At 50.9% G+C, this 15,322-nt stretch carries 14 protein-coding genes and 1 tRNA gene; 9 read left to right on the top strand and 6 right to left on the bottom strand.

Going from position 1 to position 15,322, the window contains the following annotated elements; all coding sequences use genetic code 11:
- From HMPREF1141_RS14095 to HMPREF1141_RS14070, 5 genes are all read left to right on the top strand, one after another.
- Positions 1 to 2,238, top strand: coding sequence for a DNA topoisomerase (ATP-hydrolyzing) subunit A (locus tag HMPREF1141_RS14095; protein ID WP_009065702.1), 2,238 nt, complete (start codon positions 1 to 3; stop codon positions 2,236 to 2,238).
- A 403-nt stretch (positions 2,239 to 2,641) separates the two neighbouring features.
- Positions 2,642 to 2,893, top strand: coding sequence for a preprotein translocase subunit SecG (secG, locus tag HMPREF1141_RS14085; RefSeq protein ID WP_009065576.1), 252 nt, complete (start codon positions 2,642 to 2,644; stop codon positions 2,891 to 2,893).
- A 63-nt stretch (positions 2,894 to 2,956) separates the two neighbouring features.
- Positions 2,957 to 5,095 (top strand): ribonuclease R, encoded by a 2,139-nt coding sequence (gene rnr / locus HMPREF1141_RS14080; RefSeq protein WP_009065729.1) that lies wholly within the window; start codon positions 2,957 to 2,959, stop codon positions 5,093 to 5,095.
- 56 nt (positions 5,096 to 5,151) lie between these two features.
- Positions 5,152 to 5,412 (top strand): hypothetical protein, encoded by a 261-nt coding sequence (locus HMPREF1141_RS14075; RefSeq protein ID WP_009065585.1) that lies wholly within the window; start codon positions 5,152 to 5,154, stop codon positions 5,410 to 5,412.
- A gap of 99 nt (positions 5,413 to 5,511) precedes the next feature.
- Positions 5,512 to 5,766: a pro-sigmaK processing inhibitor BofA family protein gene (locus tag HMPREF1141_RS14070; RefSeq protein WP_035317188.1), complete on the top strand. Its 255-nt coding sequence runs from the start codon at positions 5,512 to 5,514 to the stop codon at positions 5,764 to 5,766.
- Between the two features lie 69 nt (positions 5,767 to 5,835).
- On the opposite strand, the gene HMPREF1141_RS14065 is transcribed toward HMPREF1141_RS14070, so the two are convergent.
- The gene (locus HMPREF1141_RS14065) at positions 5,836 to 6,135 is read right to left on the bottom strand and encodes a DUF6809 family protein (protein WP_009065554.1); all 300 of its coding nucleotides are present in this window, start codon (positions 6,133 to 6,135) and stop codon (positions 5,836 to 5,838) included.
- 1,538 nt (positions 6,136 to 7,673) lie between these two features.
- Here HMPREF1141_RS14065 and HMPREF1141_RS14055 point away from each other — a divergent pair.
- The 3 genes from HMPREF1141_RS14055 to HMPREF1141_RS14045 are packed head-to-tail and all read left to right on the top strand — an operon-like array spanning position 7,674 to position 9,479.
- Positions 7,674 to 8,375, top strand: a complete 702-nt coding sequence (locus HMPREF1141_RS14055; protein WP_009065668.1) for an AzlC family ABC transporter permease — start codon at positions 7,674 to 7,676, stop codon at positions 8,373 to 8,375.
- Entirely contained in the window at positions 8,372 to 8,698 is a 327-nt protein-coding gene (locus HMPREF1141_RS14050) for an AzlD domain-containing protein (protein ID WP_009065754.1), read from the top strand. The genes HMPREF1141_RS14055 and HMPREF1141_RS14050 overlap by 4 nt, the downstream gene beginning before the upstream one ends.
- A gap of 40 nt (positions 8,699 to 8,738) precedes the next feature.
- On the top strand, positions 8,739 to 9,479 hold the full coding sequence (locus tag HMPREF1141_RS14045; RefSeq protein WP_009065582.1) for a copper homeostasis protein CutC: 741 nt from the start codon (positions 8,739 to 8,741) through the stop codon (positions 9,477 to 9,479).
- Between the two features lies 1 nt (position 9,480).
- On the opposite strand, the gene HMPREF1141_RS14040 is transcribed toward HMPREF1141_RS14045, so the two are convergent.
- Together HMPREF1141_RS14040 and HMPREF1141_RS14035 are read right to left on the bottom strand one after the other, a co-directional pair.
- Positions 9,481 to 10,080: a DUF4364 family protein gene (locus tag HMPREF1141_RS14040; RefSeq protein WP_009065739.1), complete on the bottom strand. Its 600-nt coding sequence runs from the start codon at positions 10,078 to 10,080 to the stop codon at positions 9,481 to 9,483.
- 69 nt (positions 10,081 to 10,149) lie between these two features.
- Positions 10,150 to 10,560: a helix-turn-helix domain-containing protein gene (locus HMPREF1141_RS14035; RefSeq protein ID WP_009065616.1), complete on the bottom strand. Its 411-nt coding sequence runs from the start codon at positions 10,558 to 10,560 to the stop codon at positions 10,150 to 10,152.
- A gap of 228 nt (positions 10,561 to 10,788) precedes the next feature.
- Between HMPREF1141_RS14035 and HMPREF1141_RS14030 the strand changes: the two genes are divergently transcribed.
- Positions 10,789 to 10,863, top strand: a tRNA-Thr gene (locus tag HMPREF1141_RS14030).
- Between the two features lie 460 nt (positions 10,864 to 11,323).
- Here the strand turns inward: HMPREF1141_RS14030 and HMPREF1141_RS14025 are convergent.
- From HMPREF1141_RS14025 to HMPREF1141_RS14015, 3 genes are all read right to left on the bottom strand, one after another.
- Complete coding sequence (locus HMPREF1141_RS14025) at positions 11,324 to 11,569, bottom strand: hypothetical protein (RefSeq protein ID WP_035317184.1); 246 nt, start codon at positions 11,567 to 11,569, stop codon at positions 11,324 to 11,326.
- A 467-nt stretch (positions 11,570 to 12,036) separates the two neighbouring features.
- Complete coding sequence (locus HMPREF1141_RS14020; protein ID WP_009065730.1) at positions 12,037 to 14,574, bottom strand: ABC transporter permease; 2,538 nt, start codon at positions 14,572 to 14,574, stop codon at positions 12,037 to 12,039.
- Entirely contained in the window at positions 14,574 to 15,260 is a 687-nt protein-coding gene (locus tag HMPREF1141_RS14015) for an ABC transporter ATP-binding protein (RefSeq protein WP_009065688.1), read from the bottom strand. The genes HMPREF1141_RS14020 and HMPREF1141_RS14015 overlap by 1 nt, the downstream gene beginning before the upstream one ends.
- Positions 15,261 to 15,322: the final 62 nt, after the last annotated feature.

Genomic DNA, 15,322 nt, shown 5'->3' with positions numbered 1-15,322 from the left:
TTGGCACACAGAAAAAAAGAACCGAATACCGCGCCCCCCAAAGGAAAGGGCGTGATCGAAGGCGCGGGGCTGGTGGTAACACAGCCCATCACCGCGACGCTGGAGCAGAACTACATGCCCTATGCCATGAGCGTCATCATGTCGCGCGCGATTCCGGAGATCGACGGCTTTAAGCCGTCGCACCGCAAGATATTATACACAATGTATAAAATGGGCCTGCTCACCGGCTCCAGGACAAAAAGCGCCAATATTGTGGGGCAGACGATGAAGCTGAATCCCCACGGTGACGCCGCGATTTACGAAACCATGGTGCGCCTGAGCCGCGGATATGAGGCGCTATTGCACCCTTATGTCGATTCCAAGGGAAACTTCGGAAAATTCTATTCGCGCGATATGGCATGGGCGGCCTCCCGTTATACCGAGGCCAAGCTCGACGATATCTGCCAGGAGCTTTTTCGCGATATTGACCGGGATACGGTCGATTTTGTCGACAACTACGACAATAGCATGAAAGAGCCGACCCTGCTGCCAGCGGCGTTCCCGTCGATTCTCGTCAACGCCAACACGGGCATCGCGGTCGGCATGGCGAGCAACATCTGCCCGTTCAATCTGGCAGAGGTCTGTCAGACGACGATCGCCCTGATCCGCGACCCGGACTTCGACGTGGCCTCCACATTGCAGGCGCCGGATTTCCCCGGCGGAGGACAGGCGGTGTACGACCGCGCCGCGATGGAGGAGATCTACCGCACCGGCCGCGGCGGCGTGAAGATCCGCTGCCGCTATTCGTATGACAAAACGGCCAACTGCATCGACGTCACGCAGATTCCGCCCACCACTACGATCGAAGCGATTGTGGAAAAGGTGGTCGACCTGGTGCGTCAGGGCAAGCTCAAAGAGATTTCGGACATCCGCGACGAAACCGGCCTGGGCGGCCTGAAAATCACCATCGATTTAAAGCGCGGCGTTGACCCCGAGCGGCTGATGCAGCGCCTGTTTAAAATGACGCCGCTGGAAGACAGCTTCTCCTGTAACTTCAACGTGCTGATTTCCGGTGTGCCTCAGGTGCTGGGTGTGCGCGACCTGCTGCTCGAGTGGGTGGCGTTCCGTGTGGAATGTGTGCGCCGCCGCACGCATTTTGATCTGCGCAAAAAGAAAGAAAAGCTGCACCTGCTGCGCGGTCTGCAGGCGATTCTTCTCGATATTGACAAAGCCATCAAGATCGTGCGCGAAACCGAGGAGGAAGCCGAGGTTGTGCCGAACCTGATGATTGGCTTCGGCATCGATGAGATTCAGGCGGAATATGTAGCAGAAATCAAGCTGCGCCATCTCAACCGAGAATATATTTTAAAGCGCACGCAGGAAACCAGCGAGCTGGAGCAGGAGATTGCCCGTTTGCAGGAGCTGATGGAAAGCCGCGCGAAGATTCAGTCGGTGATTATCGCCGAGCTGAAAGAGGTGGAAAAAAAGTACGGACAGCCGCGCCGCACGCAGCTGGTGTATGCGTCCGATCTCGAAGTAGCTGAACCGGAGCAGGAAATCGACGATTACCCGGTACATCTCTTCTTTACCCGCGAGGGGTATTTCAAGAAGATCACCCCGCAGTCGCTGCGCATGAGCGGCGAACAAAAGCTCAAAGAAGGCGACGCTGTCACGCAGACGGAAGAAGCGACGAACGCCTGCGACCTGTTGTTCTTTACCGACCGCTGCCAGGTGTATAAGATGCGGGCATCCGACTTAAGCGACGGCAAGGCCAGCGTGCTGGGCGAGTATATTCCCGCCAAGGCGGGCATGGACGAGGGAGAGAACGCCATTTACATGGTGCCTACTACAGATTACCAGGGCTACATGCTGTTCCTGTTTGAAAACGGAAAGGCGGCCAAGGTGGAGCTTTCGGCCTATGCCACCAAGACGAACCGGCGCAAGCTGGTTGGGGCATACAGCGATAAATCCCCGCTCGTGGCGGTGATGTACCTCAAAGAGGACCGCGATCTTGTGCTGACGGGAACCAATGGGCGTTTGCTGCTGGTCAACACAGGTGCGATTCCCGATAAAGCCACCCGTACCACGCAGGGCATTTTCGTCATGACGTTTACCGCGGCAAAGCACCACCTGCAAAGCGCCGAGCCGTATGAAGAGGGGATGCTCGAAACGCCGGACCGTTACCGCAAGAACGTGCCCTCGCCCGGCGCAGTGCCCAGCCAGGCCGATGCCATGCGCGGCCAGCTGTCACTTACTTGAATCCATTGAGTCGGCAAAATCGATTTTGTACATCGCCAATTTTTCAAGGCAAAGAAAACGATGTATTTTCCATTGTTTTGATCAAAATCGAAGGGGGATGAAATCCTCTTTCGATTTTGTTATGTGCACCCCACTACTTGAAAAAGATAGCCTTGTTCTTTTCATCAAAAACAAACCGCCGCACGGAAAGCCAATAGCAATCCGGCGGCGGTTCCGGCAATTGAAAATGCAAACGCACGCGAAACTTTCAATTGCTGATCTTACTATGTCCGGTTTTGCTGCCGGATATGTGCGGATTTTTTTGGAAGAGGGCTGTCCAATAATTTTTTGAAAAAAGATTGCTAAAATACAGGCTTTGTGGTATCATAATCACAAGTGTTTATTGTACGTTCGGAGGTACATTATGAGTGGACTTGAGATTTTCTTTGGAGTAGTTTTGCTGCTATTCTCCATCGCGATTGTGGTGATTATCCTTCTTCAGGAAGGCCAGCAGCAGAATTTAGGCGCAATTACCGGCGGCGCAGATACATTTTTGTCTAAGAACAAAGCACGTTCCATCGACGCATTTCTGTCGCGTTGGACAAAAGTGATAGCGGTAGGCTTTTTCGTAATGGTGATTGCCATTAATGCCGTTATGTTTTTCACCGGGAAATAAGAATGCAGCCGAAAAGCTCCGCTGAAAAGCGGAGCTTTTTTTCAAAAGGAAAAGGGTGAATCAATGATTAAAAAGAAAGAAAATACACCGGCAGAAGCTATTTTAAAAGCGCTTTCCAAGCTGCGCCATGCGATTTCTTCGAAAGAGCTGCTCAAAAAATCAGGAATCAAAGACAAATCGGTCTTTTATGATACGCTGCATCAGATGCAGGTACGCGGCGACGTGTATGTAAATAAACGCCACCAGGTGTTCGGCAAGGCCGGCCAGACCCGTGTGACCGCGACGGTTTATTCCCTGTCGGAGGGGTTTGCATTTGTGCGCCCTGAAAACGGCGGAGACGACCTGTACGTTTCGAGCGACCGCCTGAAGGGTGCGATTGTGGGCGACACGGTTCTGCTGAAAAATATTACGGAAACACCCCGCGGAAAGAAGGCGGAGGTTGCCTCGATCACGAAGCGCCGGCAGTGGGTGACCACCGGTACCGTGCGCAAATCGTACGGCGGTTTCGAGATCGTGCCGGATATCGCCATCCGCTATAATCTGCCGATCCCCAAAAGCGACCTGATGGGCGCCCGACCGGGCGACAAGGTACAGGCGGAGCTGGTGCGGGTGCCGCGCCGCGAAAAGCTTTCTGCCCGTGTGGTAAAGATTTACGGCACCGCCGAAAGCGCCAAAATCTGTGCCGATGCGATCATCGACCAGAACGGCATTCCCACGGTATTTTCCGAAGCGGTGATGGCCGAAGCGGCCCGCGCGGCACAGGAGCCGATCACGCAGGAGGAGCTTGCCACACGGCTTGATCTGCGCGAGGAAATGATCTGCACGATCGACGGTGCCGACGCGAAGGATTTGGACGACGCGATCAGCGTGCGGCGCACAGAGCGCGGCTTTGATCTGGGCGTGCATATCGCGGATGTATCGCACTATGTGCGTGAGGACAGCGCCGTTGATGAAGAAGCGTTTCTGCGCGGTACTTCGGTCTATTTTGCGGACAGGGTCATCCCTATGCTGCCGAAAGAGCTTTCGAACGGAGCCTGTTCGCTGAACGCAGGGGAGGATAAGCTCACCTTTTCCGCTCTGATCCGTTTGGACGACAAGGGCGAAATTGTCAGTTACCGTTTTCAAAAGACGGTGATCCATTCCAAGGTGCGCGGCGTGTATTCCGAGGTCAACCGCATTTTCAGTGACGAAGCGGACGAGGCTTTGCTGGAGAAATATGCCCCTGTGCTCGAATCTCTGAAAACCGGCCGCGAGCTGGCAAAGATTCTTGAGCAGCGCTCCCGTGACAAAGGAGCTGTGGATTTTGAAAGCGGAGAATCCATGTTTACGCTCGATGAAAACGGCGTATGTATTGATGTGCGGCCCCGTGTGCAGGGAGAAGCCGAGAAAATGATCGAGCAGCTGATGATCACTGCGAATCAGGCGGCAGCCAAGCTTGCGAAAGAGGAACAGCTGCCTTTTGTGTATCGCATTCACGAAAATCCGGACCCCGAACGCATCAAGGCGCTCGTCAGTCTGGCGGCGGCCCTGGGCTTTTCAACTCAGCGTCTTCGTTCCGAAAAGCCGTCTCCGGCCGATTTTTCAGAGCTGCTAGGGCAGGTGAGAGGAACGCCGGCTGAGCAGGTGATCTCGCATCAGGTGCTGCGCACGATGGAAAAGGCGAAGTATTCCACCGAGCCGGTCGGTCATTTCGGCCTGGCCCTCGCGGATTATTGCCACTTTACTTCGCCGATTCGGCGATATCCCGACCTTGCGATCCACCGCATACTGTCGCAGTCGCAGAGCCTGGGGCAAATCGAGCTGGCGCTGCGCTTTGCGTCGTTCGCCGCAGCGGCTGCATCGGAATCCTCCAAGTCCGAGGTGCGCGCCATGACGGCCGAGCGCAGCGCGGAGGATTGCTATAAGGCGGAATTTATGAAATCGCATGTTGGCGAAGAATTCGACGGCGTTGTCAGCGGCGTGACACAGCGCGGCGTTTTCGTTCAGCTTCAGAACAGCGTGGAGGGCTTTGTGCCGATCGGCGCATTCCCGAACGCCGATTACCGGTTTGACGGCGTCGTCACGCAGGTGGATGAACGCACCGGCAGCCGCATCACCATCGGTACTCCGATGAGAATTCTTGTGGCTGCGGCAGACATCCCAACCGGGCGCATGGATTTTCTGCCCGCGGGACAAGAAATAAATTCCAGAGAAACGGTATAAATTGGGTATAAAAGTCCAACATATTAGCATATGATAAACCGAAAGGCGGAGCTAATATGGAAACTGTACTCAAGATGATCCAGCAGACGGTAAGGCCTGCGGAGGAGGTAAAGCAGGATTCTGGAATTTTGCAAGAGTTGAGGGAAGTTTCAAGGCTGATGGCCTGCAATGAAAGATGGTTTCAGATGGAGTGCAACGAAGATCTGATCGACGCCTGCGTCCATCAGCGAATCGAGCTTATGGCACGGTACCGCCATCTGTTGCAGGAAGCAAAGCGGCAGGGAATTTCAGCTTCTCCTTTTTCAAACCTGGTGTAATCCGGCGGCAATCCGCCGCCCGGTTTTGCTGTTCTCGCGGGGCATTGGCCCGGCGGGGAGCAGGAATGCAAAGAAAAAGGAGGCGGTCCGGTGCCAAGCATGACGACGATTCTGGTTGCGATAGGGATCTTTTTGCTTCTCGCGGCGCTGCATGCGCTGCTGGGCTCAAAGCGCCCGATGCAGCGCGCGGCGGGCGGTATTATTATCGGGGTCGGCGCGCTGGCCGCAGTCAACCTGACTGGATTTTTTACCGGGGTCAGTATCCCGGTCAGTCTGCTCAGCCTCGGCGTTTCCGCCGCAGGCGGGGTACCGGGGGTAACGCTGCTGCTTTTGCTGAATCTGATTTTTCAATGAGGATCGGCGGTCAAAGAATTTCCTTTGACCGCCGGTTTTTTCTGTTCTTTGCTGAAAATGATTTTATTTTTAGCCGTTTGATTCGCCGAAAATCAAATCGTCTATGCCGACAAAGGCTTCGGCTGTCATGGTAAGCCCCAGCCGGTAGCCGTAAATCAGGTTGCCGACTGCGGTGAGTCTGTTCAGCTCCCCTTGGGCCCCCACGTAGTTTTCAAATATGTTTTTATCCTCTTCGTTCAGTCTTGCAAGAAGGCACTCTTCATTTTGGGATAGTATCCGCAGAACTTCTCCGTATTCGGAATTGTGCCGGAAAGTGCATACCTGTGGCGATAGGTTGCCGTAGGCGAATTCTTCTAAAATGCTGGTCATACAATTCATCCTTTCTTTGTTTCCAACGATGCCTTGAAAGGACTGAGAGCGCATGCTATAATATTTACGCCGCATGTGCTTTCGGGCATCTGTTGGTTTTGTGGGGACGGTGTGCTGCTTGCTGTGGTGACACCGTCCCTGTCATTTTTTTGTGATGTCGGGCTCCAACCTCCGGATACCGTCACGAATTCCTTCCGCCTTTGACGTGCCTTTTTCTTCACAATAATCGTTGAGGATTCTATAGGTCTCGTCATCGATGCGGGCTTTGATTTCATGGCGTTTCGGGTTGTCGGTCGGCCGTCCCATCTTTTTCTTTGGTGGCAGCGAAAACACCTCCTTACTTATGTGCCCCAAATATAATATAGACTAATGGGGAACAAAAGTCAATGATAATTTTTTGTTTTCATGATGTGCATGCAAACGCAGTCTGTCTGCTGGCGCAGGGAAGCCCTTATGCCGAGGAGGGGAGTTGCTTGTTCTTTAGTAAGGTGGGCAGACGAGGCTTCTTTTTCTGTGGGGTTCTTTGTAATGTGCGTGAAAGCGCAGTTTGCCTGCGGGTACCCCCGCGTGGGATTCCGCTTGCGCGGGCATGCCCCTCGTGCCGGGGCGGGCATTTACTTTCTTTACGAAAAGAAAGTAAACAAAGATTCGCCAAAGGGGAGAGTTTCGATTCTCTCCCCCTTGGAACCTCCTCTCAACGACCAAAGGCGCTGCCTTTGGAAACCGGGAGAGGCTCCCGCTCTGGTTCTGTTTCACACACAGGCAAGGCCTGCGTGTGAAGCGGGTGTGTAAAAGTAGCTTTAGCGCACAAAGGGTACAAGAAATCTTTGAGCGGTGGAACACCATCTGTAAATCGGCAAACCGGAACTACCGTCAGGCAGCCCTACTGCGAGCCAACGAGAGCGCTCTGAAAATGCCCGCCGACAGACGAGATAGCAAGACTTATTTCCAGATGAATCTCGGAGAGTGGGCATTTTCATTGGAGCGCCTTTACAGTAGCTTCCGTTAATGTGTTCAAGTGCCGTTCCCCGAACGGATTCCAAAGGTGTCCTTTGGCGAGTCTTTGCTTACTTTCGCCTCGTCGCGAAAGTAAGTGCCCGCCCCGGCATGAGGGGCAAGCCCTGCGCCAGCAGAATTAATATGGGGAACCCGTAATGAAAAAATAACGATTCTGATAGAAGGCTGTTTTCGCGTGAGAACAGCCAGCGCACGCGCGACGAATGAAGCGCGAAGCGAAAGCTTTTCTTCGAGCTGTTGCGCGACGTGCGTGCAGGCTTAGCCTGCCGCGAGCAGAAAGTTATATAGAAATTTTCGCAGGAACAAATTTTTCATCAGCGAGTTCTTTTATTTTCATTGTAATTGCAATTTTTCAATTTGTAAGCATTGCATTTGCCTTGCAGGATTTTAATGGAAAATTGATTCGGGTCCCCTCTGGCAGCCTTGTCATTTTTTTGCATTATGTGGTATAATTATCAAAAAATTGTCTGGGCGAATCAAGCGAGTAACAGTCGCTTTTGGGGCATATTGGAGGGTTACGGTTGAAAGAAAAGCGGCATCTTCTGCGCGAAGCATTTGTACATACTATACCGGTTATGACCGGCTACCTGTTTCTGGGCTTCGCGTTCGGGGTGTTTCTGGAAAGCAAAGGCTACGGCTGGCTGTGGGCCCTATTGATGAGCGTATTCATTTACGCGGGCTCGATGCAGTTTGTCACAGTGGACCTGCTCGCGGGCGCGGCCTCGCTGATCGGTGCGGCGATTATGACGCTGATGGTCAACGCGCGGCATCTGTTTTACGGAATCGCCATGCTGGACGAATTCCGCGAGATCGGCCGGAAGAAGCCGTACATGATCTTTTCCCTGACGGATGAGACCTTCACGCTGTTCTGCGCGCTGAAGGAGCCTCCTGGGCCGGATAGAAAACGGCTGCTGCTTTACATTGCCCTGCTCGATCAGCTGTACTGGGTGCTTGGCAGTGTTGTCGGCTCGGTGTTCGGGTCGATCTGGCACATCCCCTCGGAGGGCATCGATTTCGTTATGACGGCCCTGTTCACAGTGATCTTTCTCGACCGCTGGAAGGCTGAGACCGATCATACCGCGTCCATTCTCGGCATCGTGATTTCAGTGCTCTGCCTGCTGGTGTTCGGCCCCTCCGGGTTCGTGATTCCGGCCATGCTCTCCATCACTGCGGTGTTTCTGCTGCTGCGCGGCAGGCTGGAAAAAAGGGAGGGTGTGCAATGACGGAGCTTCACGGTTTGCTTTTAATCGGTGTGGTGGCGGCCGTTACCATTCTCATTCGCTCGGCGCCGTTCCTGCTGTTCCCGGCGGACAAGCCCACGCCCGGCTGGGTGTTGTACCTGGGGCAGATGCTGCCTTCCGCCGTGATCGGTATGCTGATCGTCTACTGTTTGCGCGGAGCCACCCCCTTGTCGTTTCCCTACGGGATACCGGAGGGCACGGCTCTGCTGACGGTGGTGCTCCTGCATCTGTGGAAGCGCAATACGCTGCTGAGCATTGCCGGTGGAACGGTTTTTTATATGCTGCTGGTGCAGCTGGTGTTCTGAAAGCCTCTGGAAACTGTCACATTTCTGTGGGAGGGTACATATGAAAGCGGTTTTGGAAGTGTGTGTCGATACGGTGGATTCTGCGTTTGAGGCACAGCGTGCGGGCGCGGATCGGCTGGTGCTCTGCTCTGGATTGGTGCTCGGCGGAACCACACCGAATATCAATTTCTATTACGAGGTACGCAATCACCTGGATTTGCCGATCTCTGTTCTGGTGAAACCTCATTTCGGGGATTACTGCTGTTCACCGGTGGAGTTTGAGATGATGAAGGATGACATCGCCCTGTTCCGCGACGCGGGAGCGGATGCAGTGCAAACGGGGATCCTGACGCCGGATGGCACACTCGATGTTCTGCGCATGGATGAGCTGATCGTTCAGGCACAGGAGATGAAGATGGTGCTGGGACGCGCATTTGATGAGTGCCGCGAGCCGGAAGAGGCCTTTCAACGCGCAAAGATGATGGGCTTTGGCGGGCTCGTGACCTCTGGTCAGTGCCGCCGCAGCTATGACGGCCGCAGCCTGATCGCCCGGCTGCTCCTCAATGCCGACGGAATGGAGATCGCGGTGGCCGGTGAGATGGAACCGCACGAGTTTGCCGCATTCCGTCGGGTAACGGCGGCTTCGGTGTATCAGGGAAACTGGCTGAAAAAAGCAGACAGCCCCATGCAGTACCGAAAAAAACGCCGGCTGCTGGAGCCGGCGAACGGGCAGGACTATACGATCTGGCAGACGGACACGCAAAAAATCGCCGCCATGCGCGCAGCGATGGACGGCGAATAGTTTATTGTTTCGGTTGTTTTTTCATGCCCATTTCCGTGAGCGTTTCCGCCATCATTTTCTGGTCCTTGGTGACGGCGGCCAGCATGGCGCGGTAGATAATGTCGGGGTCCTGCTGAAAATTCTGCTTCACCAGGTTGGCCTGCTGCAAATCGGGTACATACAGAGAAAGCGACATCAGCTCCATGTCGCCGCCCGAGATATGGCAGGTGACCTGAATGCCGTTGTTGGTGTGGGTGATTTCCACGGCGTTTTCCTCTTCCCGCTTGATGCGGGTTAAAAGCTGCAGCGCCGCGGTCAAAGTGCGCTGGCGAACAGCTGTGGGGATGGTGCCGTCGAGCTGTTTTGCGATCATCCGGGCTGATTCCCCCGGCGTGCAAAGGCCGTTTTTTATCAGAATGCTGCCCTTGTCGATCAAGTCAGAAAGCGCAGTTGTAATTTCAAAGTAATTGGCCAGGCCGTTTTCCTGCAGAATATCGATAATATCCTCTTTGCGCAACGGCGAGTCCACGCTGACCAGAAGGTAACAAATCAAAATACGGATCTCTTTGGTGTTTCTCAGGCCGCCCGGCTCAATTCCGGCGGCAAATGCGTCAAATTCCATGCGGCACCTCCGGCAATCAATAGTACATGCATTTTTAGTATATCATGAAACCGGCATTTCCGCAAAGGCTCAATCCAATTCTTTCTTTTTATTTTTACTCTGAATTTCTGCCGCCTTCCGGAGAAGCTCTTCTTTTTCCCCTACCGTGCAGGCCCGAAAAAATGCAATCAGCTGCAGTTCATCCTTTTTCAGATCATAAATGTGGCTGTTATTATCTGTTACACGCTTCGAACCCGATTTTCCGGAAGAAGAATCGTTCAACATGGGGGAAATATCCTCCTGTCCCAGCAATTCCGGCAAACTGACTGAAAACACCTGGGACAACATGATGAGGGATGAAATGTCCGGCGTCGTCTTCCCGGATTCATAATAAGAATACGTGGAGCGATCAATATTGAGCACATTTGCCAGATGCTGCTGTGTGTATCCGCACTTTTCCCTGAAAATCCGCAAGTTTTTACCAATGGAACTCAGTGACATAGTATCACTCTTTCTCGGGAGCTTAATGTATTAATTATATGTTATCCCAGAATTAAACATATAGTTATGTGATTTTCTTTCACTTTTTCAACACAAGGAAAAATGTTTTTCGCAAAAAGAGAATACCATCGTTTTTTTCGAGAAAATCTCGGCCTGTCTACTTGACGAAATCGCTTCTTTTTTGTATACTATATTGGCTGACTTAGATAAGTGCGAAAAGAATCAGATGCTGGTGTGGCTCAATGGCAGAGCAGCTCATTCGTAATGAGCAGGTTGTCAGTTCGATTCTGACCACCAGCTCCAGAAGAAAAAACCTGTAAACATGTGTGTTTGCAGGCTTTTTTATTATGTCTGAGAACTCTGTTTTTATAACAGGAGGGATCGGTTCGCATCCGACTTTTCACCGGAGAAAACAAGCGAAAATACATCCTACAAATGGCTTTGGACAACAAATAGTAAAAAGTACCATACCGAGGATAAAAAACTGTGGGGCTTTTGTGCACCAAAAAATGGTTATGAAGGTCCAGGTCCTGCCGGCATAGTGATAGAAGCTACCCGATATGAATATCGGTAAGCTTTTGAGTAAGGTTAGCGCTTTTACCTGTAGTAACCTTTCGTTTCTTGAAGTAAAGCATTCAGAATTTTGAGCTTCCTGTATCTGATTGCCGAAGCGGATATTTGCATCTGCTGGGTCGACTGTTTTTATCCTTTCTTTAGAAAAAGATACAGCAGATGATTTGGTGTTCCTTTGCACTCAGCTTGTTCAACAGTAGGGAAGATGGCTTAGTTGTTCCGATTTAAGAACTCCATCCCCAACAGTAGTTAAACTGTGAAGGCAGATAAATTTTATAAAAACATCCGTTTCGATGCATTGCTCTAAAGAGTGTTCGTATTTGGCAGACTTATTTTTCAGGTATCTTTCATGTTCGTATTCTTGATAATAGGTTTTATAGACATCGTAAGTGACAGGGATTCTCTTGCCTTTTACAATCAATGTGTATTCTCTCATCACTTTAACCTCCAAATTTTCAATGTGCCCAGGTGAAAATTTGATGGTTGGTGGAGAACAGTACCGATGCAAGATAACAAAGACAAAAGCACACGAGAGCAAAATGATGCCTCTTTGTGTGTCTTTTATGAAATTATAGTGAGTATTAATATGGACCAGTAGTTCGTGTGCATGGACATACTTCTCCCATGAGAAGTGCGGGCTTTTTTAACAAATTACCTATGAGGGCTTCGGTTATACAAATAGCTTAATGTCGCTGCAGCAGATATGCAGCGGTGTAGTCTGTATAGACCAACACATAAGAAATCCCCCCAAACTTTACGGGTTTGGAGGGTTATGAATGGCATTTAAGCATGTGGAGTGCCCCGCTAAAGCACCGTTTTTTTATGAGGCGGGTTCCGCATCTCTGTTTTTTGCCACGGTTTTTTTAATTCATTCTTTCTGCAGAATGTCTTCTGTATCTTAAATCAAGCCATATCATCCCGTAGCGCATCAATGATATTTTCTTTTTTTATCTTGCTAATGGCATACAGCGTGGTAATGAACACCACAAGGAATACACCAAGCATACTGATTCCTATACTGTCCCAAGGAAACATAAACTCTATATCACCGCCGCCAACAACCATTCCCCTGTAAATCAGCCACGAGAGAATTCCTGAGAGGGGCAAGCTCCAAAGCATTGTCCGTGCTCCATAAAGTGCACATTCAAAGCGCATCATCTTATTAAAATCTTGGTCGGACATTCCCACGGAGCGGAGCATGGCAAGCTCTCGCCTGCGAAGCTTGATGTTGGTGGAAATCGTGTTGAACACATTGGCAACCGCAATCAGGCAAATCATAGCGATAAAAACAACCGTAAACAGATTTACAATAAACAGGATATTACGATTTTGCTCCAGTATCGCATGAACATTGTACAAAGTATAGCTAGCGGTAATGCCCGATCCCTCAATTATCCCTTGCATTTTCTCCGTTGACTGTGCAGGATGATCAGACCAAAAGGTCAAGCCTAATTTTGTAGGCGCGTCCAGGGCATCGAACTGCGGTTTCATCTGGTGAGGGGCAACCACCATCAACACGTATCCTTTCACCTCAGAGGGTTCTGCGGGCGGCGGGTCCAGCGGGTAGGTATCTGCAAAGGTGGTGTGAATTGTTTTCCTCTGTTCTCCAGATTCAGTTCCAATCGTAAAATCCATGGAACGGTCTGTAAATAGATCAAGCCCGCCGTTATATTTCCCGACGATAATCATTTTTGCGTCCTGCCCCGTATATTCCGCTGCGGGCAGGCCGAGGCTTTCAATGAAGCTTTGATAGATGTTATCCTCAATAAACTGAACATCCAACGATAGCTTCACCGTTTTATTGGATGCATCTAAACCTGCGGATTTCCGGTAGCTGTCCCAAAAGTCATTGGTGAGCTCATTTGTATTGACCTCGCAGGTATAGGTGGAAACAGCCTGATCGGTGCTTTTGGTCAATCCGTCAGCGGTTTTCAGCGTATCATAAAGCTGGGAGAATTCGCTTTCGGTCATATCTCGTGTATAGAGCAGGATATCACCGTCCATTTCAACAGCGGACTGCTCCGCCACCTGATCCAAATAGGTGCCAAAGGCGCTTGATGATACAAACAGCACGACGCTCAAAGTAAGCGACAGGATAATACTGCGGTAACGCCGCTTGTTTCTCTTAAAGTTTTTTAACGCAAGTGTTCCCTCTAAACCATAAAGCCGACTTGTGAGGTTAGAGGTTTTTATGGCGTTGGCTTCCACCTTGACCTCATTGGTTTGGCGGATACACTCCATCACGGGCGTATCGGCTGCTTTTTTTGCCGGAATATAGGCTGAAATCAGAATGGTAACCATACTGATAACCGCTGCAGCAGCAAGAGCGGGAACAGATACCTTTAGAGTCAACGGTACGTTGCTGTAAAGAACATTTGAAAAATTTTCTGCCACAATAGAAAGTACAAGTCGAATGCTTGGGATGCCAATCAAAATGCCGATAGGAATGCCAATCGCGCCGATGCAAAGTCCCTCAAACAGCACAGAATTGCGCAGCTGCTTTTCTGTGGCACCTACTGACATTAAAATGCCAAACTGGTGTGTGCGCTCGTTTAAGGAAATGTTGAAGGAATTGTAAATCAGAAACACCGACCCGACCATAATCAGAACAACCAAAATTCCCCCGACTGAGTAGAGCAGCGCATTAAACATCTTATCTTCCGAAAGCCCCATAAAGCGCAGCACATCATCGTTTAGGACATAAGCGTGGCTCTCGGCCTCACTGCTTACATACGAGCGAAGCTGGCTCGGCTTTTCCAGCGCAACAAACGCACTGAAGCTACTCGCCGGAGCTGCCGTATCTGCTGTTGTAATCAACGTATAGCCGGGAGCAGACCGTTCCTCAAAGGCAGGCCTTTGGCAGATGCCGACCACCGTGTAGGTTTTCTCCGCAGTAGGTGTCAGCGTTTCCTCTCCGGAACGATATGAATCGTGTTGGCTCAGTGTTTCATTTCCAGCCTTACGGGTTCCGACCGCAAGGGAGAGCGTATCGCCAACCGAGATTTTCACACCACCGTTTGCCGCAATGTGCGCTGGAACCAGAATTTCACTGCTGTTTTCCGGCAATCTGCCGGAGAGAAGTTCAACAGGCAGAGCGGAAAAGGCTTCTTTATTAAATCCAGCAATGAATACATATGGTTTGTCGGGATTTTGTCCACCTTTAAGCATCCCGTAGCCAATGTTTTCAAAGGATGCGATATTTGCAACCCTGTTATCATCAGCCTGTTCCTGCACAAAAGAGGTATCTACATCTGGAAATGCAACGTGCCAGTTGCCGTACTTCATGATTGCTCCGTTAACCATATAAGTTTGCAAGGATACGGCAAAGGTGGCAACTGCCGTAATCAGAGCAGCGGACAAAACAACTCCGATAATTGTTACAAGTGTTCGTGTGCGGTTCTTTTTCAGTCCTTGCAGGGCAACTTTATTGAAAATGTTCATTATCGTGCCACCTGCCTCTCATCCCGCACCACTTTTCCATCCGTAATGGTAATAATGCGGTCTGCCTGCAAGGCGATATTTTCATCGTGGGTGACAAGAAGCAGGGTCTGCCCATATTTTTGATTGCTTTCTTTCAGCAGCTTGATGATTTCCTGTCCATTACGGCTGTCCAGACTGCCGGTGGGTTCATCGGCCAGCATGACGGCCGGGGCGTTCATTAGAGCGCGTCCGATCGCAACACGCTGCTGTTGACCACCCGAGAGCTGATTCGGCAGATGTGTTTTGCGTTCCTGTAGACCCAGTAGTTCCAGCAAATCGTTTAGCCGTTCCCCGTTGACCTTTCTCTTGTCCATCAGGATAGGTAATGTGATGTTTTCTACCACATTTAAAGTGGGGATAAGGTTATGAAACTGATAAATCAGCCCCACCTGCCGCCTGCGGAAAATGGCAAGTTTTTCGTTGCTCGTCGCATATACGTCCTGCCCGTCCAAATAGATCTTTCCGCTTGTCGGCACATCAACACCTGCAATAGCGTGAAGCAAAGTGGACTTACCGGAACCGGAAGAACCGATGATTGCAGTAAAATCTCCCTTTTCAATGGTAAGGGTAACATGGTCTAACGCAGTGATCTGGTTATCGCCCCTGCCATAGACCTTGCATAAATTTTCAACTTTTAAAAACTCCATTCTATGAGTCTCCTTTCCCGTGGTTCACCCATATCATAGAACTTTTCACTGACATTCCGGTG

It is taken from the genome of Clostridium sp. MSTE9, assembly GCF_000277625.1.
In the GTDB taxonomy this organism is placed as follows: Bacteria; Bacillota; Clostridia; order Oscillospirales; family Acutalibacteraceae; genus Faecalispora; species Faecalispora jeddahensis.
Note: the sequence above shows the minus strand (reverse complement) of the source record. Positions and strands in the feature narration are given on the sequence as shown.